The organism is Plantactinospora soyae, assembly GCF_014874095.1.
GTDB classification, from domain to species: Bacteria; Actinomycetota; Actinomycetes; order Mycobacteriales; family Micromonosporaceae; genus Plantactinospora; species Plantactinospora soyae.
Window position 1 is genome coordinate 6,707,694 of record NZ_JADBEB010000001.1, and the last position, 23,467, is coordinate 6,731,160.

Consider the following 23,467-nt stretch of genomic DNA (forward strand, 5'->3'; position numbering starts at 1 on the left):
CTCAGTTCAACAGTGCGGCGACCACCGTGAGCGAGACCGCGGCGGCGATGGTGGAGAGCACCACGGCGTCCCGGGCCAGCGACTGCGCCCGCTCGTAGTGCGTGGCGTAGACGAAGACGTTCTGCGCGGTCGGCAGCGCCGAGGTGACGACGGCGGCCAGCAGTGCCGGCCCGGCCAGGCCGAGGGCGTACCGCGCGATCAGGTACGCCAGGACGGGCTGCACCAGTATCTTGAGCACGACCGCGACGACGCGCTGCCCGGCGTCGGGACCGGCCGCCAGTGGCCGGCTGCCGGGTAGCGACATGCCCAGGGCGAGCAGGGCCAACGGAACGGCCGCCGATCCGACGAGTTCGAACGGCCGCAGTACCTCGATGGGCGGATGCCAGCCGGAGACCGAGATCAGCAGTCCGCCCGCGCAACCCAGCATGATCGGGTTCCGGGCCGGCAGCAGCGCCAGTCGACGTACCGAGGGGCGGCGGCCGGCGGCGCTGGAGTCGAGCACGGCCAGTGCGACGGGCGAGGCCACCAGCACCTGGAAGATGAGTACGGGAGCGACGAACGAGACGTCACCCAGCACGTACGCGGCGACGGGCAGGCCGAGGTTGGCCGCGTTGACGTACGACGCGCAGAGGGCGCCGACGGTGGCCTCCCCGGTCCGGCGGTGCCAGACGTACCGGGCGAGCAGCAGGTAGCCCGCCGCCACGATCAGCGTACTCAGCACGAAGGCGGCCAGGGCCGGGCTGAACAGATCGGCCACTGTGGACCGGGCCAACGTGCTGAGCAGCAGTGCCGGTGCGGCGATCAGGAAGACGAGCCGGGCGATCACCGCCGTACCGTGCGGACCGAGCAGGCCGTACCGGCCGACGAGATAGCCGACGAGGGTGACCGACCAGATCACGCCGAACCCCGTCAACACTCCCCGCATCTTGACCATCCTGCCGGGTGCACGGCGGAAGCCAAGATCTGGTACTAAGAGCAAGCAAGTGATTCCGTTGAGTTTGTCGATTGTCACATTCATGCATCGCCGTGTCCCCTTGACCCTCGCCCCGGTGGCCGGAAGCATCGAGTCAGCGGCGGTTCGGGCCGTGCGGGGAACACCCGGAGTAGCCAAGGAGGACCATGTCGGTCAGCCCCGCCTCGCCGCGTGCCGGATGGCACACCGCTCAGCCTGCTGGACCAGGCCGACCTCCGGGCGCGTCGCGCCGGCCCGCCGGTTCGGCCTCGCCCACGCTGACGGTGACGCTCTCCATCCCGCTCGTCGGCTGCGAGGAGACCCTCACCCCACCGGCCCGCCGGCTGCTCGAAGCCGCTCGCGAACTGGTGGAACGGGGCGAGGCCACGATCAGCGGCGGGACCGTCGGCACGGCCGAACGCCGGGCCGAGAATTCGCCGGTCCGACAGTCCACCCGCTCCTCGACCGGCACCGGTCATCCCGGGCTGCACATCCTCGCGGCGTCCCGGTCGGTGCTGCTCGGCGGGGACCTGCTGCCGCTCACCCGCCTCGAGTTCGACCTGCTGATGCATCTGGTCGCCCATCCGCGCCGGGTCTTCACCCGACTCCAGTTGCTGGCGGCCGTCTGGGGTTACGAGCACACCGGCGTACGGACCGTGGACGTGCACATCCGGCGGCTGCGCGGCAAGGTGGGCGCCGACGTACCACTGGTCACGACGGTGTACGGGGTGGGCTACCGGCTCTCCGACGAGGCGGTGGTGACGATCGACCGCAACAGCTGAAGTACTGGCCCCGGTCGGAAGAGGCGCCGGAGGATTCGCCCCCGGTGGCGAGGATCGCCGGTCCGGGATCAGGTGCCGGTCCGGGTGGCGGGTCCGGGAGCCGGCACCTCGGCGTCCCGGACCAGCAGGGCCGCCTGGACCCGGTTCGTGCAGTCGAGTTTGGTCAGGATCCGGCTCACGTAGGTCTTGATACTCGCCTCGCTCATCCTCAACCGCCGACCGATCTCGGCGTTGGACAGACCCTCGGCGACCAGGCCCAGGACGTCCGACTCCCGTGGGCTGAGCGCCGTCAGCCGGTTGGTGGCCTCGCGTCGGCGTTCGACCGCCACCGGAGTGAGCATGCCCAGCAGCAGCCGGGTCACCGCAGGGGACAGGTAGGCGTCACCCTCGTGCGCGGCCCGGACCGCGCGGATCAGTTCGTCGGGCGTGCAGTTCTTCAGGACGAAGCCCGCCACCCGGTGCTGGACCGCCCGGAGCACGTTGGGCTCGGCGCCGAAGGAGGTCAGCAGGACGACCCGGAGTCCGGGTAGCAGCCGGTGCAGCTCCTCGACCGCGCCCAGCCCGTCGAGGACCGGCATCTTGATGTCGAGCAACGCCACGTCCGGCCGGCGCCGAACCGCCTCGTCCACCGCAGCCCGGCCGTCCGCCGCCTCGGCGACGACCGTCATGTCGCCGGCCGATTCGAGCACGGTGCGGATGCCGGCCCGGATCAGCGGCTCGTCGTCGGCGAGCAGGACCCGGACCATCTCAGCGGGCTCCGAGGAGCATGCTGCCGGGTAGCAGCAGGAACATCACGACCGCGGTGGCGAGCCCGAGTCCGAGGGTACGGATCCGGCCGGCCGGGACCGGCTCCGGTTCGGGCTCCGGCCGGGTGGTCAGCCCTGCCGGTTCGGGCTCGGCAAGGTCGCCGGGGTCGGCCGCGACGGGCAGCATCGCGACAAGGCGCCAACCGTCCCCGGTCGGCCCGTGTTCGACGAACCCGCCGACCGGAACCATCCGTTCGCGCAGTCCCGCCAGGCCGTGCCCGGCGTCGTCGGCGCCCGGGGCGACGTCCGGCAGCGGGTTGACCAGCGTGATCAGCAGAGCGTCCGGCTCCCACGTCACCCGTACCGACACGGGCCGGCCCGGAGCGTGCTTGGCGGCGTTGGTCAGCCCCTCCTGCACCACCCGGTACGCCGCCTGCGAGGCCGCCGACCCCAGCGGGCGTGCCGGTCCGGACCGGCGCAGTGTCACCGGTACCCCGGCCGTCCGGAACTGCGTCACCAGGGTGCCGACGGACTCCACCCCCGGCGACCGCCGATCGGCCCCCCGCTCGCTGCGCAGCGCCCCGACCAGTCCGTACAGCTCGTCCATCGCGTCCCGGGTGGCGCGGGCCAGGTGCCCGACGGCCTCGCGTTGCGGTGCCGGCAGCGCCGACACCTCCAACGCCGCCGCCTGGACCGAGACCAGACTGAGCCGGTGGCCGAGCGAGTCGTGCATGTCCCGGGCGATCCGTAGCCGCTCCCGCAGCTGCTCCTGCTCGGCGACGAGTTCCCGCTCCCGGCGGAGTTGCCGGTTGTGCCGGTCGAGCGTCGACACCAGCCGTTCCTGCTGGGCCAGGTACCGGCCGACCAGCACCGGCAGCGCCACGAAGACGAGGTACGTCCCGAGCAGGCTGGAGACCGCCCCCGGCCACGCGGGCAACCCGACGAGCTGGACGGCCAGCGCCCCGAGCGCCGTACCGACCAGCATCGCCGTACCGGACCGGGACACGGCCGCCCGACCGGCGTGGTAGGCGGCCCAGAGCAGCAGCACGTACGCCGTACCGGTCAGCGGGGTGAGGACGAGCGCGACCGCGAACGCCGCCAGCGGAACCCGCCGGGACAGCGCGATCACCAGCGCCACGACGAGGGCGTACGCCGGAACCGCCGCCAGCGGCAGGTCGGCGCCGTGCCGGGCCGCCAGCAGCGCGGTGTCCGCCGTGAGCACGGCGGCGGCGAGAAGATGTCGGCGCATCATGTGGTGCAGGCTACGTCCTGGTTCCCATCCGTCGCGTCCACCGCAGCGCGGAGCCGGTCGGCGTCGGGTCGACGTCCTCGCCCGGTCGGGGTCGAACCGGCCCGTTGACATTCGTCGCCGGGTTCGGCGACTTTCGAGGACTGTTCCGTCCGCCGTCGGTGCCTAGCGTGACGGGCGTGATCGACGTAAGAAATCTCAGCAAGCGGTACGGGGGCACGTTGGCGGTCGACGGGCTCTCGTTCACGGTGCACCCCGGGCAGGTGACCGGCTTTCTCGGCCCGAACGGCGCCGGCAAGTCCACCACCATCCGGATGATGCTCGGCCTCGACCGGCCCAGCGCCGGAGAGGTCCTGATCGACGGCCGGCCCTACCGTGAGCAGGCCTCGCCCCTGCGCCGGGTGGGCGCCCTGCTGGAGGCCAGATCCGTGCACGGCGGCCGGAGCGCGTACCACCACCTGCTGTGGCTGGCGCAGAGCAACCGGATACCCCGGGCCCGGGTCCGGGAGGTGCTGACAATGGTCGGCCTGGAGGGCGTGTCGAAGCGGCGGGTGGGTGGTTTCTCCCTCGGGATGGTCCAGCGGCTCGGTGTCGCCGCGGCGCTGCTCGGGGACCCGCCGGTGCTGCTCTTCGACGAGCCGGTGAACGGGCTGGACCCGGAGGGCATCCGGTGGATCCGTGACCTGATGCGAGGTCTCGCCGCACAGGGCCGGACAGTCTTCGTCTCCAGCCACCTGATGAGCGAGATGGCGCTCACCGCCGACCATCTCGTGGTGATCGGCCGGGGCCGGCTGCTCGCCGACACCGGCGTACGGGACTTCGTCGAGGCGCACTCCGGCTCCCACGTACGGATCCGTACCCCGGAGCCGGAGCGGATGCGGGACGTCCTGACCGCCGCCGGGCTCCGGGTCAGCACGGCCGGGGACGGCGCTCTGGAGGCGTACGGGGTGGAGGCCGCCCGGATCGGCGAGCTGGCCTCGGCCCATCGGCTGACGGTGCACGAGGTCAGCGCGCAGGGCGCCTCACTGGAGGAGGCGTTCATGCGGCTCACCGGGGACGCCGTGCAGTACCGGGCGGAGGGTGGGCGTTGATGGACAGCATCGGTGACGTCTCCACCGTCCAGCCCGGCCCGCTGGGAAGCCGGCCGAGCCGGGCCGCGACCGGAGCGGTCCTGCTGGCGGAACTGACCAAGATCCGGACCGTCCGGTCGACGATCTGGACCCTGCTGCTGACCTTCGGCGTCAGCGTCGGCCTGAGCCTGCTGGTCGGACTCAGCTTCGCCAACCAGCCACCCGAGCAACAGCGGACCGCCGTCGATCCGCTGTTCGCCGCCTTCTACAGCCTGACCCTCGGCCAACTCGCCCTGGTGGTGTTCGGGGTGCTGGTGCTGGGCAGCGAGTACAGCTCCGGCACGATCCGGGCCACCCTGGTCGCGGTGCCGCGGCGCGGCCTGGGGTACCTCGGCAAGGTGCTCGCCACCGGGCTGCTGGCCCTCGCGGTCGCGGTGCCCACCGTGCTGGCCAGCTTCTTCACCGCCCAGGCGGCGCTGGGCCGGTACGGCGTTTCGCTCGGCTCCGACGGGGCGTTGGCCGCCGTCGTCGGCGCCTGCCTGCATCTGACCCTGCTCTGCCTGTTCGCCCTCGGGGTGACCACGATGCTGCGCGGTTCGGTGCGCTCGCTGGGTGTCCTGTTGCCGCTGTTCTTCCTCGGCTCCCAGGGGCTCGGCAACATTCCGAAGGTCCGGACCGTCACCCAGTTCCTGCCGGACCAGACGGGTTGGGTGATCATGCACCTGGCCGGTCCACAGGACGAAGCCCGCTGGGTCCGGGACTACGGCCCGTGGACCGGGATCGGCATCCTCGTGCTCTGGACGGCCGCCGCCCTGCTCGGTGGCTACCTGATGCTGCGCCGCCGCGACGCCTGAGCCCGCCGGGGGCGGGCCTGGCGTAACCGAGCCCGCCCCGGCGGGTACGACGTAACCGAGCCCGCCCCCGGCGGGTACGGCCCGACCGAGCCGGCCCCGGACGGTCGGCCCGTTGGCCGGTCCGGGCACGATGGTCGGATGAGGGTCCGACCGATCACCCCGGAACTGCTGGTGGACGAACTGGCCGAGCGGCTGGCCGGCGCGGGGGGCGGGGGATGGCTGCGGGTGGCGGTCGACGGACCGCCGGCCGCCGAGCCCGGCCGGCTCGCCGACGCGCTCGTCGACCCGTTGCGGGTCCGGAGCCGTCCGGCGGTACGGGTCGACGCGGCGGACTTCCTGCGTCCGGCGTCCCTGCGGTACGAGTACGGCCGGACCAATCCCGACGCCTACTACACCGGCTGGCTCGACGAGGCGGGACTGCGCCGGGAGGTACTCGATCCGGCCGCTCCGGGCGGCTCGGGCCGGGTCCTGCCGTCGCTGTGGGACGCGGCGACCGACCGGGCCACCCGGGCCGGCTACCTCACCCTGCCGCCCGCCGGAGTACTCCTGGTCAGCGGATCCCTGCTGCTCGGCGGGGCCCTCCCGTTCGACCTGACGGTCCATCTCGTGCTGTCACCCGGCGCGCTCGCCCGGCGTACCCCGGTGTCGGCGCGCTGGACGCTGCCTGCCTTCGCCCGCTACGCCGAGGAGGTCGGACCGTCGATGTTCGCCGACGTGGTGGTCCGGATGGACGACCCGCGCCACCCCGCGATGGTCGACCCGGAGAACATCGGCTGACCGGTGGAGGAATCGGCGGTTTGCCCGCGCCGGCGACTGGGTAATCGCGCTGCTCATGACGGACCGCACTCGGACATTACCGTCCAGGAGAGCGGATCCGTCTCATCGACGGAAAGGCAGGCAGCGCATGCTCGTCAACGAGGCAATCGGCACTCGCCGTTCTGCGACGGACAGTGACCAGATCCGTCGCGCCCTGCGGGCTCGCTACGACGAGCTGTCCGTCGAGTACGACGAGGCGTTGACGCAGAGCCAGGTGCTCCGGCTGGTCGAGGTCGGCGACACGGCCGGCGACGACCAGGCGGACAGCGGTACGAAGACGGCCGAGCGGGACACCGCGCAGTCGCTCCTGCGTACCATCCTCGACCGCCGGGCGCAGTTCGAGCACGCGTTGACCCGGCTGGACGAGGGCGCGTACGGCTGGTGCGAGGGCTGTGGCGACTCGATTCCGGTGGAGCGGCTGGAGATCTTCCCGTCCGCCACCACCTGCGTGGGCTGTAAGCAGTCCCGGGAACGCCGGGCCGCCTGAGCCGGGCCGTGGCCGTACCGCGCGCCCGGCTTGCCCGGCCTGGCCGGGGCGGGTGAACTGGAGTCATGGGCGAGATCAGGGTCGGCACGGCGTCGTGGACCGACAAGACGTTGCTGGAGTCGGACTGGTACCCGGCGAAGGCGGACACGGCGGAACGCCGACTCGCGCACTACGCCACACACTTCCCGCTGGTCGAGGTCGACGCCACCTACTACTCACCACCGGCGGAACGGACCGCGGAACTCTGGGCGGGACGTACGCCGGACGACTTCACCTTCAACGTGAAGGCGTTCAGTCTGCTGACCGGGCATCCGACCCGGGTCTCCGCGCTGTACAAGGACCTTCGACCGGAGACCGACAAGAAGAACATCTACCCGGGTGACCTGGAGCCGCAGGCGTACGAGGAGGTGTGGACCCGGTTCCTGTCGGCGCTGGAGCCGCTGGCCGGGGCCGGCAAGCTGGGTGCGCTGCTGTTCCAGTTCCCGCCGTGGTTCACCATCCGGCGGGACAACAAGCAGTACCTGTTGGAGGTGCGGCGACGCTGCGATCCGATGCGGGCGGTCTTCGAGTTCCGGCACGCCTCCTGGTTCGCCGACGACAACCGGGACGAGACGCTGGAGTTCCTGCGCCAGCACGAGTTGCCGTACGTCTGCGTGGACATGCCGCAGGGCCATCGTTCTTCGGTGCCGCCGGTGCTGGTCGCCACCGCCGACCTGGCGGTGGTTCGCTTCCACGGCCACAGCGAGAAGTGGACCAGCAAGAACATCTACGAGAAGTTCGGCTACCGGTACTCGGATCGGGAGCTGGCGGACTGGGCGCCCAAGCTCCGCCGGCTGGCCGACGACGCGGCCCAGACCCACGTCCTCTTCAACAACTGCTACCGCGACTACGCCCAGACGAACGCGGACCAGCTGACGGATCTGCTGCGGGGCTGACGCCCGGGACGGAGTTTCACCCGGGACGGAGTTTCACCCGGGTCGGGTGAACGGTCCTCACCCGCCTGTCGGCGAGCATGGCGCAGGTGGGCAGTAGGAACGGGGGATCAGTCGTGCCGAACAATTCGTACTCGGTCTTCGAGTCGTCGTTGGATAAGACCAACCTCATCCTCAAGGACATCGAGCAGGCGTACGGATGGCCGAAGGAGCGCCGCAACCAGTCGTACGCGGCGTTGCGGACGGTTCTGCACCTGCTGCGGGACCGGCTGCCGGTGCAGGAGAGCGTGCACTTCTCGGCCCAGTTGCCAATGTTGGTACGGGGAATCTATTTCGAGGGCTGGGATCCGAGCATCGTCCCGGTCAAGTTGAATCGGGAGGAGTTCCTCTACGAGGTCCGGGCCGGGTTCCCGTTCGACGTCGAGGGTGGTCCGGGATCCGTGGTGACCACGGTATTGAACGCGCTTCGCCGGCACATCACCGAGGGCGAGTGGGACGACGTCAAGTCCACCATGCCGAAGGACCTGACCCGGATCATGCCGTAGCCCGGGTCATCCCGTGGTCGACGGCGCCGGCGCGCGGCTGATCGGGATGTTGCGGCGGCGGGCGGTGCCGGCCAGCGCGGCGGCGTCGGCGATCGCGGCGCCCCCGGGGTCGTTGTTGAAGAAGACGAAGGTCGTCTCGTCGCCGGTGAACGTCGAGCCGATCCGGTCGAGCCAGGAGCGCAGTGCGGCGCGCCCGTACCGGGGGTGGGGACGGGCGCGGCCCTCGTGCAGCCGGAGGTAGCCGAAGTCGGCGGTACGCCACAACGGGGTGACCGGCCGGCCGCCCCGGTCGGCCCAGCACAGCGCGGCGCGGTGCCGCTCCAGTACCTCTCGCGTCTGGTCGGTCCACCAGGACGGGTGTCTCGGCTCCACCGTCACCCGTACGTCGGCCGGGAACCGGGACAGCGTCCGGTCCAGGGCCGGTACGTCGGCGGGCAGGTTCGGCGGTAGTTGCAGCAGCACCGGGCCGAGCCGGTCGCCGAGCGCGGTCGCCCGGGACAGGAACCGGTCGACGGGTTCGTCGGGTTCCCGCAGACGCTTGATGTGGGTCAGATAGCGGCTCATCTTGACGGCGACGCAGAAGTCGTCGGGGGTACGGCCGCGCCACCGCGCGAAGATGTCCCGCTCGGGCAGCCGGTAGAAGGCGTTGTTCACCTCCACCGTGGCGAACCGCTCGGCGTAGTGCTCCAGCCAGCGTGTCTGCGGCAGACCGGCCGGATAGAACCGGCCACGCCAGTCGCGGTACTGCCATCCGGAGGTGCCGAGCAGAATCATCTCCGGGCCAGTATGCCGGCCGGTCCGGTCCACCGCCCGGCGAAGGCGCGGGGTGGACCGGACCGGCGCCGCTACCGGATCGTCACCTCGGCGGTGAGCTGGCGGTGGTGGTCGACCCGGCGTTCGTCGCCGACCAGGCGCACGGCGACGGTGTGTCGGTGGTCGTCGCTGGAGGCGGAGAGCCGCAACTCCAGGTCGCCGGACTCGACCACCCGGTGGCCGAGTCGTCCGGTGAACGAGGAGAGGTCGGCGTGCACCCGGAAGTCGACCGTCCGGGTCTGGCCGGGCGCGAGCGGCAGCCGGGTGTAGCCGGTCAGCCGGACCACCGGCCGGGTCACCTGCGCCACCGGATCGTGCAGGTAGAGCTGGACCACCTCGGTGCCGCTGCGGTCGCCGTCGTTGCGGACCGTGACCGAGACCGTCACCTCGCCGTCGGTCGGCACCTCCACCGGCCGCCCCGGCGTCGGTACCGCGCCGTTGACCCGGACCTCCGGCCAACTGAACTCGGTGTACGACAGGCCGTGGCCGAATGCAAAGAGCGGGGTCGGGTCGACGCTGCTGACCTCGGTCCGGTGCCCCAGCGCCGGGCTGAGGTACGTGTTCGGCTGGCCGCCCGGCCCCCGGGGCACGCTCACGGGCAGCCGGCCGGACGGATTGACCCGGCCACTGAGCACCCGGGCCACCGCCGGTCCGCCCTCCTCGCCGGGGAAGAACGCCTGCACCACCGCAGCCAACCGGTCGATCCAGTCGCCGAGGGCGTACGGCCGGCCGGCCAGCAGGACCAGCACCACCGGGGTACCGGTGTGCAGCAGTGCCTCCAGCAGTTCCGCCTGCGCGCCGGGCAGCCGCAGATCGGCGGCGTCGGACCCCTCGCCGGAGGTGCCGTGGCCGAACAGCCCGGCCCGGTCACCGAGCACCGCGACGCAGACGTCGGCCTCGGTGGCCGCCGTCACCGCCGCCGCGACCGGGTTGTCGGGGGTGTCGGTCGGGCCGTCGATCGTGCCGCCCGGGGCGTGCCGGATCGGAACGTCCGGCAACTCGGCCCGCAGCGCCGCGAGCAGGGTCGGGATCTCGATGCCGTCCGGCAGTTCGGGGTGCTGCCCGCCGACGTGGCTGGGAAAGGTGTAACAGCCGAGCATCCCCTCGACGCTGTCGGCCAGCGGTCCGACCAGCGCGATCCGGCCGCTCGGGCGCAGTGGCAGCGCCCCGCTGTTGGCCAGCAGCACCACCGACTCCTCGGCCAGTTCCCGGGCGAGTTCCCGGTTGGCCGGCGGATCGAGGTCGATGCTTCCTTCCCGGGGGCCGGGGATGTCGCCGTTGCCCTGTTCGGTGGTGCCGGCGAAGGCGGCCGGTCGCGGGGACCAGTCGGCGTCCAGCAGCCCGAGTTCGCACTTCTGCCGGAGTACCCGGGTCGCCGCCCGGTCGATGAGGGACTCCGGCACCGTACCGGCGCGGACCGCGTCGATCAGCGGATCGCTGTAGCAGTGCCCGGCCGGCAGTTCGACGTCCACCCCGGCGACCAGGGCCAGCGCCGCCGCCTCGCCGAGGTCGGCGGCGATGCCGTGCAGCCGCTGGAGGAAGCTGATTCCGAAGTAGTCGGCGACGACCGTACCCGAGAATCCCCACCGCTCCCGGAGCAGCCCGGTGAGCAGTTCGGGGTCGGCCGCCGGCGGAACGCCGTCGATCTCGGAGTAGGCGTGCATGATGGAGCCGGCGCCGCCGTCCCGGATCGCCATCTCGAAGGGCGGCAGCAGCACGTCGGCGAGTTCCCGGGGGCCGATCCCGACCGGGCCGAAGTTGCGGCCGGCCCGGGAGGCGGAGTAGCCGACGAAGTGCTTGAGGGTGGCGATCACCCCGGTCGACTGGAGGCCGCGGACGTAGGCGGTGCCGACGGTGGCCACCAGGTACGGGTCCTCACCGATCGACTCCTCGGTACGCCCCCAGCGCGAGTCCCGGATCACGTCGAGCACCGGCGCCAGCCCCTGGTGCACGCCGACCTGACGCAGCCCCGAACCGATCTGAGCGGCCATCCGTTCGACCAGTGCCGGGTCGAAGGTGGCGCCCCAGGCCAGCGGGGTGGGATAGACGGTCGCCCGCCAGGTCATGAAGCCGGTGAGGCACTCCTCGTGCGCGATGGCCGGGATGCCGAACCGGTTGGCGGCGACGACTTCCTCCTGCATCCGGGCCAGTGCGCGGGCCCCGAGGGCGGGATCGATCGGCGCGGTGCCGAACGGCCTGGTGAGCTGACCGAGACCAATATTGATCAGATCGCGCCAGTCGGGTACCTCGGCGACCATCTCGTGTTGGTGCGGCGCCATGTCGTCGCCGGTCGAGTTGCCACCGATCCAGACGCCGTAGAGCTGCGCGATCTTCTCCTCGAGCGACAGCCGGGCGAGCAGGTCCTCGACCCGCCGCGCCACGGGCAGGCGCGGATCCTGCCACCGGGGCGGGGCGTCGGGAGTGCTGGCGGGTGAGGTGTCATCCGCCGGGACGTCAGCCGCGATGCCGGCGAGCTGTCCATCGTGTGGATGCCCGTCGTGCACCCCCGTGACCTCAAGCCGCCCCACCCCGGTGGTTGTCCGAGGGGTATCGGCGGCGTTGCGGTTGCTGCTCACGAGCAGCCTCCTGTCGCTTGTTCCTGGGCCTCTTTCGCCAGCCGCCGCACGTCGCGAGAAGTGGGTCGGCTGCCGGCGCGCGTACTTCCGACATGTTTCCGGAAGGAACGGCCCGCGTCGAGAGGGTAGTTCGACGGAAAGTAGCTCGCAAGTTCCCTTGCCGGGAAGCCCTTGACCGTTTGTTCACGGAGTCGTAGCGTGCGCCGCATCGCGATGAATTATCGGGCCGGCTCCGAAAGTTTGCGGATCGCTCGGCGCCACCCGATGCGGATGATGGCCGGTCTTCCGGAAAGCCGCTGGCGCCGGGGCCACTGCGAAGGGACGGCGAACTCGTGCGAGAGCGCAGGGAGAGCACCGTATCCCACCGCCGGGACCCGACGAAGGTGATGATCATCTCTGTTCCGACGGGAATGCAACGGACTCCCCGACGGCGGCTCCACCGCCTACGAGCCGTCAATCCGCGGGCAGGTGCGCTGGTCGGCTTCGATCTACAGGTCAACGATGCGACCGGGGGTACCCGGACAGCGGCGACCACCTGGCACGACCCGACCGGGCAGTCCTACCTGAACACCTCGCGCTGGGGTGCGGTGGGCCTCGGGTCGTAACGGGCGGGTGGGGGACCCGCCGAGGACGCGGGCGAGCCGGCCGGGCGGGGACCGGCTCGCCCGCCCTCGGCGGCGATCTCGACCGTTGACCGGGGCGGTGATATATTGATGACCATCTCTGCCTTCGGTGGGCGATCGTGTCCTGCGGCGGCAGGTCGGTCCAACTGGAGGTAATGGCAATGAAAAATCGCCTTCTCGTCGCGGGTACGGCCCTGGTCGTCGGGTTGAGCGGTGCCGGGTTCGCTGTCGCGGGGACGACGCCGCAGGGCGGTGTCGGGGTGATGGCAGCCGGTGAATTCGACTTCAGCCGCCCCCAGACCGTCGCCACCAACCTGGTGGCGCCCTGGGGGCTCGGCTTCCTGCCCGACGGCAGTGCGCTGGTCGCCGAGCGGGACAGTGCCCGGGTGATGCAGATCCGTCCGGGGCAGACGCCGCAGCAGGTGGCGACGATCTCCGGTGTCGCGCCCGGCGGCGAGGCCGGTCTGCTCGGCCTGGCGATCTCGCCGACCTACGCCTCGGACCGGTACGTCTACGCGTACTTCACCTCCAGCAGCGACAACCGGATCATCCGGTTCCGGCTCGACGCCCCGCAGACCCAGACGCCGATTCTCACCGGGCTGGCCCGGGCGAACTTCCACGACGGCGGCCGGATCGCGTTCGGCCCCGACGGAATGCTCTACGCGGGGGTCGGCGACGCGGGCGTGACCGCCAACGCGCAGAACGCGCAGAGCCGCAACGGAAAGATCCTGCGGATGCGGCCGGACGGCAGCGTCCCCACCGACAACCCGACCGCCGGCTCACTGGTCTACAGCATGGGCCACCGCAACGTGCAGGGGCTCGCCTGGGACGGCCAGGGCCGGCTCTACGCCAGCGAGTTCGGGCAGAACACCTGGGACGAGGTCAACTACATCGTGCCCGGCGGCAACTACGGTTGGCCGACGGTGGAGGGTCGGGGCAACGATCCCCGGTTCCGGAACCCCATGGTCACCTGGACCACCGCCGAGGCGTCACCGAGCGGCGCCACCATCGACGGCAACGTGCTGTTCGTCGCCGCGCTGCGTGGCACCCGGCTCTGGCAGGTTCCGTTGACCGGTGCCGGTACCGCCGGCACCCCGGTCGCCCAGCTCACCGGCCAGTACGGCCGACTCCGTACGGTCGAGCGGGCTCCGGACGGCTCGCTCTGGGTGGCCACCAGCAACCGTGACGGCCGGGGCTCGCCGGCCGCGACCGACGACCGGGTGCTGCGGTTCCCGCCGGTCGGGGTGACGCCGACGGCGAACCCGACCACCACCCGGCCGCCGACCACGCCCCCGTCGCCGACCGTCCCGCCGACCGTCGTCCCGACCACCACACCGCCGACGGGCAGCGGCGCGTGCACCGCGACGTACCGGCAGACCAACCAGTGGCAGGGCGGCTTCCAGGCCGACGTGACGGTCCGGAACAACGGCACCGCGACGCTGAACGGCTGGACGGTGCGGTGGACCTTCGCCAACGGACAGACGATCGGCCAGCTCTGGAACGGCACCCTGACCGCCAGCGGGTCCTCGATCACGGTCCGGAACGTGGGCCACAACGGGACGCTCGGGGCCAACGCCTCGGCCACCTTCGGCTTCACCGGCAGCTGGAACGGGACCAACACCGCGCCGACCACCCTCACCTGCACCAGTCCCTGAGCCAGCCCGTACCGCCGGCCGGTCGACATCCGCACGGATCTCGGCCGGCCGTCGGCTTTTCTCAGCTCGCCGACCGGATGGCACGGTGCGCCGCCACCGTCTCCCAGCCCGCGGCGGCCAGCAGCACCAGGGTGGCGCCGCCGGCGAGGGCGACCGACGGGGCGATCAGGCCGACCGGCACCAGCGCCACCAGCGTACCGATCGCGAGCAGTCGGGGCACCGGCAGCGCGCCGAAGACCATCCGGGTGAACAACGCGTGACCGACCAGGAAGAGAGCCGGTCCGCCCAGCACGGTGAGGATCACCTCCATCCCCGGCCGGCCGGTCGGCTCGGCGATGGTCAACTCGTCGCCGACCGCGCCGACGATGATGCCGGCCACCATGGGCACGTGCAGGTAGGAGTAGGCCGCGCGGCCGAGTCGGGCCGGGTCGTCGGCGCGGTCGATCACTCGCCGGGCCGCCTCGGCGTCGTGGTCGAAGTAGAGCCACCAGAGCACGGCGGTACCCAGGGTCGCGGTCACGACCGCGAGCACCTGGATCTCGTCGGCCGGTGCACTGCCGAGGGCCTTCCCGGTCACGAGGATGGACTCGCCCAGCGCGATGAGGATGAACAGCTGCATCCGGTCGGCGAGATGCCAGCCGTTGATGGGCCAGTCGGTCGAGCGGGACCGGCCGAGTCCCGGTACCCGGAATCCGAGGGTGGCGCCCGCGTACTCGAGGAGGACGGCGACGGCCCAGAGCCCGATCCGGGTGGGACCGGAGACGATCGCGCCGGCTATCCAGAACGCGCCGCTGGCCAGCTTCCAGATCAACAGCCGTTGGAAGGTGAGTCGCAGTGCCAGTCGCCGCTGCCCGGCACCGGGCTGGTCCGGCTTCGGCCCGGTCGACCTGCCCGGCTCGCCGCCGGGCCGACCGAGTGCGACGAGGGCGAAGAGAGTACGCCCCACCTGGATCGTCACGTACGCCCCGGCGAACCAAGTGCCGCGTCCGTCGAACGCCTGCGGCAGCGAGGCGGAGACCGCCAGGCTGAGCACGGCGACCAGGATCAGCATCAGCCGTACGCTCAACTGGTCCGGGTCGAACCAGTTGGTGACCCAGGTGGTGTCCACCCAGGCCCACCAGATCGCGAGCAGCATCAGCAGGGTCTGCACCATGCCCAGCGGTGTGGGGTGGTCACGCAGGAACTGGGTCAGCTGGGTGACGGCGAGCAGGTAGATCAGGTCGAAGAACAACTCGACGAAGGTCACTTGACGACGTGTCCTGGAGCTGCGGGTGACCCCCGGACCCTCGCCGAGTACCGCCACCTGCCCCCGCCCACCCATGTCGTCCGGACCCGGCCGAACCGATGGTAACGGGCACAACGGGGCGAGGGTCAGCTATGCGGCGAAACAGTCAGGCCGATCGCATCGGCAGGAGTTCGGGTCGGGCGTGCCGGATCGGGGTCAGGATCGCGACGGCGGCGATGCCCAGGCAGACCGCTCCGGCGGCCAGGCAGACCGGCGCGGTGCCGTACCGGGCCACCGCGACGGTCAGCACCGCCGCGCCGAGCGGACCGAGCGCCGAGTGCAGGGTCCAGAACGCCGAGGTGACCCGGCCGAGCAGATGGTCGGGAGTCACCTGCTGGCGCAGCGACAGGGAGCAGATCCCGGCGGTGGCGGTGCAGAACGCGTACCCGGTGACCAGGACCGCGAGCGCCGGAACGGTTACGGTCAGCCCGGCCCCGGCGATGGCCAGCCCGGCGAGGGCGTACGCGCCGATCCAGCAGGCCCCGAAGCCCAGCCTGCGGCGGATCGGGGCGACCAGCAGCGCGGCGACGACCGTGCCCGCCGCCGCACCGGCCAGCACGTAGCCGACGGCACCGTCCGACCGACCGAGGTCGTGTTTGACGTGGTAGATGAAGATGTCGGTCAGCCCGATGGTCAGGAAGGTCAGGAACGACAGCAGCACGGTCAGCGCCCGCAGCACCGGATGACGCCAGAGGAACCGCACTCCCACCAGCAGGTCCGTCCAGTTGCCCCGGGCGGCCGGGGCGCCGTTCCGCGCGTCGGGGCGGGTCGCGGCCGGCGCGCGGAGCCGGACGAGACCAAGGCCCAGCGCGGACAGGGCGAAGGTACCCGCGTCGATGCCGATGGCGGCGGTCGGCCCGAACGCGGCGGAGAGCACCCCGGCCAGCAGGGGCCCGGCCAGCCCGGCCGTCGCGTAACTGGCGTAGAGCTGACCGTTCGCCCTGGTCACCTGCGCGGGGTCGACCAGTCGCGGCACGGCGGCGACATAGCCGACCTGGAAGATCATTCCGATCGCCGCGCAGGCCGGCGCGATCAGGTAGAGCAGCCAGAGCTGTGGCGAGAAGAGCCAGACCAGCGGGATGAGGGCGTACCCGACGGCGCGGGCCAGGTCGCAGCCGATCAGCAGCCTCCGCCGGTCCACCCGGTCCACCAGGAACCCGGCGAAGATCCCGGCCACTATCGTCGCCGCGCCGGCCAGGCCGGTCAGCAGCCCCATCCGGGCGACGGAACCGGTCGCGTGCAGCACCAGCAGCGGCACGGCGACGAGCGAGAACGAGTCCCCGAGCGCGGAGAGGGTCTGCCCGGCCCAGAACAGTGGGAAGTCGCGACCACGCCACAGGGGCGGAGCGTCCTGCTCGGGGGCGGGGGCGGCCCGGTCGTCCGGGCCGGCCGCCGTACCCGGCCGCGTGGTGGTCACTGGCCGGAGCTGGCCGAGCGTGGCATGTCGCGCAGGGTCGCCACGATCCACTCCTCGACCCGGGCCTGGTCGAGCCCCAGCTCGATCAGTGTCCGGGCACCCGGTTCGGCCTCCTCGTGGAGCAGGCCGAGCAGAATGTGCTCGGTGCCGACGTAGTTGTGGCCGAGCCGCAGTGCCTCCTGGAAGGTCCGGTCCCGGACCCGCTTCGCCGCCGGGGCGAAGGGCAGGTGTGCCGGACTCGCCTCACCGGCCGGGCCGAGAAGTGCGACGGTCCGCTCCCGTACCGTGTCGGCCGGTACGCCCAGCGCCTCGATCGCCCGGCAGGCCAGCCCGGCCGGCTCGTGCAGGATCCCCAGCAGCAGGTGCTCGGTGCCGACCTGGGGGGCGCCGAACCGCCGGGCCTCCTCCTGCGCCTTCACGACCACGTTGCGGGCCCGGTCGGTGAACCGGGCGAAGGCGCTGGCCGGAATCGCCTCGTCCTGATCGGACCTGCGGGCCACGAAGCGCTTCTGCACGGCCTGTTTGGTGACGCCCATGCTCTGCCCGATGTCGGTCCAGGATGCGCCGGTCCGGCGGGCCTGGTCGACGAAGTGTCCGATCAGGTGGTCGGCCAGTTCGCCGAGGTACGCGGAGACGAGGACGGCGTCGGACAGTCGTTCCAGGGCGTCGCCACCGGGGTGCTGGCGGCGGACGTACTCGATGAGATCGTCGAGGCGGACCGGAAGTTCCTCCATCCGTCAACCGTAGGTTGACGAACCGGTAATCGTCAACCCGTGGTTGACGATTGTCCGGGAGGGGTCAGGCCGGCACGACCGGCGACCGGCGCGCCGGCCGGGCGCCGACGGCGCTGGCCGCCTCCTGGAGTCCGCGCAGCGCGAGCCGGTCCGCGCGCTCGTTCTCGGGATGACCGTTGTGGCCCTTGACCCAGTGCCACCGCACCTCGTGCTGCGCGGCGGCCGCCTCCAACCGCTGCCACAGGTCGGCGTTCTTGACCGGCTGCTTCGCGGCGGTCCGCCAACCGTTGCGCTTCCAGTTCGGCAGCCATTTCGTGATGCCGTCCCGGACGTACGTGCTGTCGGTGTGCAGCCGTACCGAGACCGTACGGGTCAGGCTCTCCAGCGCCTGGATCGCCGCCATCAGCTCCATCCGGTTGTTGGTGGTCTCGGTCGCCTCGCCGCCGCAGATCTCCCGCTCCCGGTCGCCGTACCGCAACACGGCGCCCCAGCCGCCCGGTCCCGGGTTTCCGCTGCACGCGCCGTCGGTGTAGATGTCCACGGTCTGCGGCGCTGTCTGCTCTGTCACCCCGGCAAGATACCGAGTACGCCCTGCCGACAACCACGAGCCCGCCCGGTGCGCCGGGATCGCCCGCCGAAGGCAGTGGTCCAGGGCGCCCGGCTGCCGTCGGTCACGCCGGGGTACTCGCTGGCGCGGGTGCTTCGGGTGGGTGTCCCCGGGAGCGCGAGGCGTCGGAGACGGCGACCCCGGTTAGAACCAGGGCGACGGCGACGGCGGCCAACAACGGTGGCGCGAACAGCAACGGCGGGGCGAGGGCGAGCAGCGTGAGCAGTGCGATCGGCCGATTTCGGGAGACGCGGCCGAAGACCGTGTGTTCGAGGCGTGCCCGCCCTGCCACGAAAAGTACGGGTCCGCCGAGCAGGGTCGCGATCCACGCCGGCCGGATGTCGCCGAGCGGCTGGGTGATGACGAGTTCATTACCGACCGCGGTCACGACGACGCCGGCCACCATCACCAGGTGTGCGAGGGCCACAGGTCGGGTGAGCCGCACCGGATCCGGTACGGCGGCGATGGCCTGGCCCAGCAGTTCCCCGGCGCGGTGGACGTATATCCGCCAGAACAGCACGGTCGTGGCGATCGAGGCGCCGAAGGCCGCAATGTGATCGGCGTCGAGGTCGTTCTGACTGAACGTCAGCCCGGTGACGAGAATCAGCTCGCCGAGCGCGATGATGAAGAACTGGCGGTGCCGCTCGGCCAGGTGCTCGGCTCCGAGTGGCCAGTCCGGGTTGGTCATCCGACCCAGTCCGGGTGTGGGGTAGCGGAGGGCGAATGCGATGTAGTCCACCGCCGCCGCGAGGATCCACAGCGTTCCACGTCCCGCGCCACGGGCGAATCCTCCGGCGATCCACAGGGCGGCGGAGACGCCGGACCAGAGCAGGATCCGCTGGGCGGCTTGCCTCTGCGGTTCGGGAAGGACAAGCAGCAGGAAGAGCGTGACGCCGATGTGAACGACGGCGGACACGGCCGCGAAGACCAGACCCTGCCCGCCGAAGGCCTCGGGCACCACGGCCGCCATCACCAGACTGGCGACCATGGTCCCGAGGACGACCAGTTGGACCGCCGGGTGGCGGGGCTCCAGGCGGTCGGTCAACCATGCGGTCAGGGTCCAGATCCACGACATGGCCAGCAGCAGCACGAAGGTCTGAAAGGCGCCGTTCCAGGTGAGGTCCTCGAACAGTTTTCGCGACAGCTGGGTGAGGGCGAAGACGAACGCCAGGTCGAAGAACAGCTCCAGTAGCGTGACCCTCTGGCGCTCCCCAGGTCTTCTCAACAGCGGGTCCGCTGCTCCGCCCGTCATCTCCGGCCCGTTCCGTCGGCTACTCGATTGGGTCAGCCGCCGTCGCCGGCAGGGTGCCAGCATATTGCTGCGGCTATTTCGTTGCCCGAGAACATTGATGCGAGAAGCCTGCCGCCTGGAATGTGGGATACTCACCCGCCGGCAGGGCGATGATTCGTGGCGCACTGTGGATCGCCGCGAATTCCAGCTCGCCAACACCATCGAGGCGCGTCGGAGGCACGATCGCTGCGCCAGAGGATGCGCGTTGGCCGGATGCCTGTGGCGGCGTACGACCGCCCGCCAGTAACGACGTAGGGGCGTTGCTACCTGGAGGCGGCGCGATGGAACCGGGTCGGCTGCCGGAAGGCGACCGTCGCCTGGGAGACGGCGAGCGCGGCGAGCCCCGCGACGGAGGCGGCGAGGAGCAACCGGGTGCCGGAGCCGGCGTCGACCGGTGCGCCCCACCAGACACCCGCGACGACGGCGGTGGCGGCGTTGGCGGCGGCGAGCGCGAACAGCAGCCTCCGGCCGGGCCGGCGCGACAGGCGCCAGAGCAGGGCGCCGGCCGCGAGGAAGGTCAGCCCCGCGCCGCCGGCGACGGCCGGCGGAACGGAGTCGGGTAGGCGCCAGAGCCCGCTCCGGGGCGCGGTCACCGCGAGCGCGAGACAGCAGGCCGCCAGGATCACCTCGAACAGCGCGTCGGTACGCAGGATCACGCGTGCGGTCATCTCGCACCCCTTCCCCTCGGCAAGAGTGTAGCGGTTGCTACATTTTTTCGGTGTCCACGTCACGACGGCGCCAGGCGCTGACCGAAGCCGCCTTGGGGTACGTGCTCGTACACGGGCTTCCCGACCTGTCACTGCGCCCCCTGGCCGCGAGCCTCGACACCAGCGACCGGATGCTGATCTACCACTTCGGCAGCAAGGACGGACTTCTCGACGCCGTCCTCGACCTCGCCAACGCCCGGCTGGCCGAGGCGTTCGCGACCCTCGACGGGAAGCCGCGCACCGGGCAGGAGGTCGTCGAGCGCGCGTGGCGGCTCCTCACGCTGCCCCGCAGCGGCGCGATAAGCGGCCTGTACTTCGAGGTGTGCGCGCTGTCGCTGCGTCAACCACAGCGGTGGGCCGCCGTCCACCACCGTCTCCGTCAACCGTGGCTGCGGCTGGTCCACGACGACCTGTGTCGGCTGGGAATCGCCGCCGACCGCGCCACGGCCCTCGCCACGCTGGTCGTCGACGCCCTCGACGGACTCGCCCTCGACCGGCTGGTCAGCGGCGACACGGCCCGGATCGACGCCGCAGTCCACGAACTCGGCCTCCTGCTGACCCGGAGCACAGCACCGCCGCCATGATCGGGGGCTGATCGCCGACCACCACCATCCGCCCTGTTGGCCCTCTGTTCGGCGTCCGCGCAGGGGCTTCCCCGGCGGATCGTGGCGGACTACAGTGCGAGGAACTTTCATGTCCTAGGGGTGATGTATGGCGTTCACCTGGGGCGTCTCGACATCGGCGTACCAGATCGAGGGCGGGGTGACCGACGGCGGTCGCGGGCCGTCGATCTGGGACACGTTCACCCACGAGCCCGGTCGGGTGGCCGACGGCAGCACCGGCGACGTGGCCTGTGACCACTGGCACCGGTACGGCGAAGACGTCGAACTCATGGCCGGGCTGGGCGTGTCCGCGTACCGGTTCTCGGTCGCCTGGCCGCGCATCCAGCCGGACGGCACCGGCCCGGCCGACCCGTCGGGCGTCGCGTTCTACGACCGGCTGGTGGACACTCTGCTTGGAAAGGGCATCGACCCGGTCCTGACGCTCTTCCACTGGGACCTTCCGCAAGCACTGGAGGACAGGGGCGGATGGCGCAGCCGGGACACCGCGTACCGGTTCGCCGACTACGCCGGGCACGTCGCCGACGCGCTTGGGGACCGTATCCGGCTCTGGATCACGCTCAACGAGCCGTTCATCCACATGAGTCTCGGGTACGCGACCGGCGTCCACGCCCCCGGCCACGCGCACCTGTTCGGGGCGCTGCCCGTCGCCCACCACCAACTGCTGGGCCACGGCCTGGCGGTCGCCGCGTTGCGAGACCGGGGCGCCGCCGCCGTGGGCATCACCAACAACTACACGCCGGTGTGGCCGCAGGGTGGCACCGAGGCCGACCTGGTCGCGGCGGCGACGTACGACGCCCTGCACAACCGGCTCTTCACCGACCCCCTGCTCGCGCGCGGTTACCCCGAACTCGGTCTCGATCCGGCCCTCGTCCGGGACGGTGACCTCGACCTCATCGCCGCGCCGCTGGACGTGTTGGGTGTCAACTACTACAACCCGACCGGGGTACGGGCACCGTCCTCTCCGGACAGTCCGATGCCGTTCGACCTCGTGCCACTGGACGGCTACCCGACCACCGACTTCGGCTGGCCGGTTGTGCCGGACGGACTGCGGGAACTCCTCGTCGGCCTGCACCGGGAGTACGGCGACGCCCTGCCGCCGATCCAGGTGACCGAGAGCGGCTGCGCGTACGACGGCATCGACGACCCGCAGCGGGTGGCGTACCTGGACGGGCACATCCGGGCGGTGCGTTCGGCGATCGAGGCGGGAGTCGACGTGCGCGGCTACTTCGTCTGGTCGCTGCTGGACAACTTCGAGTGGGCGGAGGGCTTCAGCAAGCGGTTCGGGCTGGTACACGTTGACTTCGAGACACAGGTGCGTACGCCGAAGACCTCGTACACCTGGTACCGGGATCTCGTCAGAGCCTCTCGATGACGGCGGCCTCCACGCTGCCGGCGGCGCTCACCGAACCCGTCGTACCTGTCCGGCGCGGCTGGATCGTGCTGTTCTTCAGCGCGAACCTCGGCGTCTGGATGGCCTTCTTCACGCCGATCCAGGTCCTGCTGCCGACTCAGGTCGAACTGATCGACCCGGCCAACAAGGAGGCGATGTTCGGCCTGGTGACCGGGCTCGGCGCGCTCGCGGCGGTGGTGGCCAACCCGCTCGTCGGCGCGCTCTCCGACCGGACCTGCCTGCGGATCGGCGACCGCGAGTACGGCCGGCGGCACGTCTGGACGCTGCTCAGCGCGGTCCTCGGCGCGGTGTCGCTGGCGATCCTCGGCCAGCAGCGCACGATCGCCGGCGTCGCCGTGTGCTGGGTGGTCGCCCAGACCTGCTTCAACGCCGCGCTCGCGACCCTGACGGCGGCCATCCCGGACCGGGTGCCGGTGGCGCAGCGCGGACGGGTCTCCGGCTGGGTCGGCATCCCGCAGTCGCTCGGCCTCGTCGTCGGGGCGGTCCTGGTCACCGCCGTGTTCACCGGCAACGCGGGCGGCTACCTGGCGGTGGCGGCGGCCGTACTGGTGCTGGCGCTGCCGTTCGCGCTGGTCACCCCGGACGACGTGCTGCCGCGTACGCACCAGCCACCGCTCCGGCCGCGCGCCCTGCTCCACAGCATGTGGATCAGCCCCCGGGAGCACCCCGACTTCGCCTGGGCCTGGGGCACCCGCTTCCTCGTCCAGGTCGGCAACGCGCTCGGCACGCTCTACCTGCTCTACTTTCTCACCGACGGGGTGAAACACGCCGACCCCGAGAGCGGCCTGCTGATCCTGATCCTGATCTACACGGCCGGCATGATGGCCACCGCGGTCACCGCCGGCCGGCTGTCGGACCGGTCCGGCCGTCGCAAGATCTTCGTCATCTGGTCCGGCGTGATCATGGCGGTGGCGGCGCTGCTGCTCGCGATCTGGCCGTCGTGGCCGATGGCGATGGTCGCGGCGCTGCTGCTCGGCGCCGGGTACGGCGTCTACCTCGCCGTTGACGCCGCGCTGATCACGCAGGTTCTGCCGCAGGCCACCGACCGGGCGAAGGACCTCGGCGTCATCAACATCGCCAACTCGGCCCCACAGGTGCTCGGGCCGGCGATGTCCGCCCCGATCGTCGTCCACCTCGGCGGCTATCCGACCCTGTACGCCCTGACCGCCGTGGTCACCCTCCTCGGCAGCGTGTTCGTGGTGCGGATCCGCTCGGTCCGCTGACCGCCCGGTGTGCACGGCCGCCGCTGGACGAGCCGACCCCCCCGGGGACGGCAGCCACCGGCTCGGGCA

General features: G+C 71.5%; 23 protein-coding genes and 1 pseudogene. 13 read left to right on the forward strand and 11 right to left on the reverse strand.

Annotated elements, in window-relative coordinates:
- Window position 1: 1 nt before the first annotated feature.
- A complete protein-coding gene (locus H4W31_RS29235) occupies window positions 2-925 on the reverse strand; it encodes an AEC family transporter (protein WP_192769577.1) in 924 nt (307 codons plus the stop codon).
- 194 nt (window positions 926-1,119) lie between these two features.
- Here H4W31_RS29235 and H4W31_RS29240 point away from each other — a divergent pair, with 194 nt between their 5' ends.
- A complete protein-coding gene (locus H4W31_RS29240) occupies window positions 1,120-1,734 on the forward strand; it encodes a winged helix-turn-helix domain-containing protein (RefSeq protein ID WP_192769578.1) in 615 nt (204 codons plus the stop codon).
- A 68-nt stretch (window positions 1,735-1,802) separates the two neighbouring features.
- Here H4W31_RS29240 and H4W31_RS29245 read toward each other — a convergent pair whose 3' ends face one another.
- On the reverse strand, window positions 1,803-2,480 hold the full coding sequence (locus H4W31_RS29245) for a response regulator (protein ID WP_192769579.1): 678 nt from the start codon (window positions 2,478-2,480) through the stop codon (window positions 1,803-1,805).
- Window position 2,481: 1 nt separating this feature from the next.
- A complete protein-coding gene (locus tag H4W31_RS29250; RefSeq protein ID WP_192769580.1) occupies window positions 2,482-3,732 on the reverse strand; it encodes a sensor histidine kinase in 1,251 nt (416 codons plus the stop codon).
- A 176-nt stretch (window positions 3,733-3,908) separates the two neighbouring features.
- On the opposite strand from H4W31_RS29250, the gene H4W31_RS29255 reads away from it, so the two are divergent.
- The 6 genes from H4W31_RS29255 to H4W31_RS29280 all read left to right on the forward strand — a co-directional run bounded on the left by H4W31_RS29255 (window position 3,909) and on the right by H4W31_RS29280 (window position 8,433).
- Entirely contained in the window at window positions 3,909-4,820 is a 912-nt protein-coding gene (locus tag H4W31_RS29255) for an ABC transporter ATP-binding protein (RefSeq protein ID WP_192769581.1), read from the forward strand.
- A complete protein-coding gene (locus tag H4W31_RS29260) occupies window positions 4,820-5,653 on the forward strand; it encodes an ABC-2 transporter permease (protein WP_192769582.1) in 834 nt (277 codons plus the stop codon). The genes H4W31_RS29255 and H4W31_RS29260 overlap by 1 nt, the downstream gene beginning before the upstream one ends.
- A gap of 138 nt (window positions 5,654-5,791) precedes the next feature.
- Window positions 5,792-6,430, forward strand: a complete 639-nt coding sequence (locus H4W31_RS29265; protein WP_192769583.1) for a nucleoside/nucleotide kinase family protein — start codon at window positions 5,792-5,794, stop codon at window positions 6,428-6,430.
- Between the two features lie 127 nt (window positions 6,431-6,557).
- Window positions 6,558-6,956, forward strand: a complete 399-nt coding sequence (locus H4W31_RS29270) for a TraR/DksA family transcriptional regulator (protein WP_192769584.1) — start codon at window positions 6,558-6,560, stop codon at window positions 6,954-6,956.
- Window positions 6,957-7,021: 65 nt separating this feature from the next.
- The gene (locus H4W31_RS29275) at window positions 7,022-7,891 is read left to right on the forward strand and encodes a DUF72 domain-containing protein (RefSeq protein WP_192769585.1); all 870 of its coding nucleotides are present in this window, start codon (window positions 7,022-7,024) and stop codon (window positions 7,889-7,891) included.
- A 77-nt stretch (window positions 7,892-7,968) separates the two neighbouring features.
- Window positions 7,969-8,433 (forward strand): DUF2267 domain-containing protein, encoded by a 465-nt coding sequence (locus tag H4W31_RS29280; protein WP_192769586.1) that lies wholly within the window; start codon window positions 7,969-7,971, stop codon window positions 8,431-8,433.
- Window positions 8,434-8,439: 6 nt separating this feature from the next.
- Here H4W31_RS29280 and H4W31_RS29285 read toward each other — a convergent pair whose 3' ends face one another.
- Both H4W31_RS29285 and H4W31_RS29290 read right to left on the reverse strand, forming a co-directional pair.
- The gene (locus H4W31_RS29285) at window positions 8,440-9,207 is read right to left on the reverse strand and encodes a DUF72 domain-containing protein (RefSeq protein WP_192769587.1); all 768 of its coding nucleotides are present in this window, start codon (window positions 9,205-9,207) and stop codon (window positions 8,440-8,442) included.
- Window positions 9,208-9,278: 71 nt separating this feature from the next.
- A complete protein-coding gene (locus H4W31_RS29290; RefSeq protein WP_318783465.1) occupies window positions 9,279-11,822 on the reverse strand; it encodes a beta-xylosidase/alpha-l-arabinosidase in 2,544 nt (847 codons plus the stop codon).
- Between the two features lie 410 nt (window positions 11,823-12,232).
- Between H4W31_RS29290 and H4W31_RS44900 the strand changes: the two genes are divergently transcribed.
- The 3 genes and pseudogenes from H4W31_RS44900 (at window position 12,233) to H4W31_RS44905 (ending at window position 14,100) form a co-directional block, all read left to right on the forward strand.
- Window positions 12,233-12,427, forward strand: a complete 195-nt coding sequence (locus H4W31_RS44900) for a sugar-binding protein (protein ID WP_225947228.1) — start codon at window positions 12,233-12,235, stop codon at window positions 12,425-12,427.
- 173 nt (window positions 12,428-12,600) lie between these two features.
- Window positions 12,601-13,674 (forward strand): annotated as a pseudogene (locus tag H4W31_RS29300) (PQQ-dependent sugar dehydrogenase); the annotation flags it as partial.
- A 15-nt stretch (window positions 13,675-13,689) separates the two neighbouring features.
- The gene (locus H4W31_RS44905; protein WP_404825735.1) at window positions 13,690-14,100 is read left to right on the forward strand and encodes a cellulose binding domain-containing protein; all 411 of its coding nucleotides are present in this window, start codon (window positions 13,690-13,692) and stop codon (window positions 14,098-14,100) included.
- A 61-nt stretch (window positions 14,101-14,161) separates the two neighbouring features.
- On the opposite strand, the gene H4W31_RS29305 is transcribed toward H4W31_RS44905, so the two are convergent.
- The 6 genes from H4W31_RS29305 to H4W31_RS29330 form a co-directional block, all read right to left on the reverse strand.
- Window positions 14,162-15,346: a low temperature requirement protein A gene (locus H4W31_RS29305; RefSeq protein WP_192769590.1), complete on the reverse strand. Its 1,185-nt coding sequence runs from the start codon at window positions 15,344-15,346 to the stop codon at window positions 14,162-14,164.
- Between the two features lie 145 nt (window positions 15,347-15,491).
- Window positions 15,492-16,802 carry an MFS transporter gene (locus H4W31_RS29310; protein WP_192769591.1) on the reverse strand — a complete coding sequence of 437 codons (1,311 nt, stop codon included), beginning with the start codon at window positions 16,800-16,802 and terminating at the stop codon, window positions 15,492-15,494.
- The gene (locus tag H4W31_RS29315; RefSeq protein WP_192769592.1) at window positions 16,799-17,536 is read right to left on the reverse strand and encodes a Clp protease N-terminal domain-containing protein; all 738 of its coding nucleotides are present in this window, start codon (window positions 17,534-17,536) and stop codon (window positions 16,799-16,801) included. Before H4W31_RS29315 ends, H4W31_RS29310 begins: the two co-directional genes overlap by 4 nt.
- 64 nt (window positions 17,537-17,600) lie before the next feature.
- Entirely contained in the window at window positions 17,601-18,104 is a 504-nt protein-coding gene (gene rnhA / locus H4W31_RS29320) for a ribonuclease HI (RefSeq protein WP_192769593.1), read from the reverse strand.
- Between the two features lie 103 nt (window positions 18,105-18,207).
- Window positions 18,208-19,368 (reverse strand): low temperature requirement protein A, encoded by a 1,161-nt coding sequence (locus tag H4W31_RS29325; RefSeq protein WP_225945744.1) that lies wholly within the window; start codon window positions 19,366-19,368, stop codon window positions 18,208-18,210.
- Between the two features lie 329 nt (window positions 19,369-19,697).
- On the reverse strand, window positions 19,698-20,102 hold the full coding sequence (locus tag H4W31_RS29330) for a hypothetical protein (protein WP_192769595.1): 405 nt from the start codon (window positions 20,100-20,102) through the stop codon (window positions 19,698-19,700).
- A 50-nt stretch (window positions 20,103-20,152) separates the two neighbouring features.
- Here H4W31_RS29330 and H4W31_RS29335 point away from each other — a divergent pair, with 50 nt between their 5' ends.
- The 3 genes from H4W31_RS29335 to H4W31_RS29345 all read left to right on the forward strand — a co-directional run bounded on the left by H4W31_RS29335 (window position 20,153) and on the right by H4W31_RS29345 (window position 23,398).
- A complete protein-coding gene (locus H4W31_RS29335; RefSeq protein WP_192769596.1) occupies window positions 20,153-20,725 on the forward strand; it encodes a TetR/AcrR family transcriptional regulator in 573 nt (190 codons plus the stop codon).
- 127 nt (window positions 20,726-20,852) lie between these two features.
- On the forward strand, window positions 20,853-22,136 hold the full coding sequence (locus H4W31_RS29340; RefSeq protein WP_192769597.1) for a GH1 family beta-glucosidase: 1,284 nt from the start codon (window positions 20,853-20,855) through the stop codon (window positions 22,134-22,136).
- Window positions 22,133-23,398 carry an MFS transporter gene (locus H4W31_RS29345; protein ID WP_192769598.1) on the forward strand — a complete coding sequence of 422 codons (1,266 nt, stop codon included), beginning with the start codon at window positions 22,133-22,135 and terminating at the stop codon, window positions 23,396-23,398. The genes H4W31_RS29340 and H4W31_RS29345 overlap by 4 nt, the downstream gene beginning before the upstream one ends.
- Window positions 23,399-23,467: the final 69 nt, after the last annotated feature.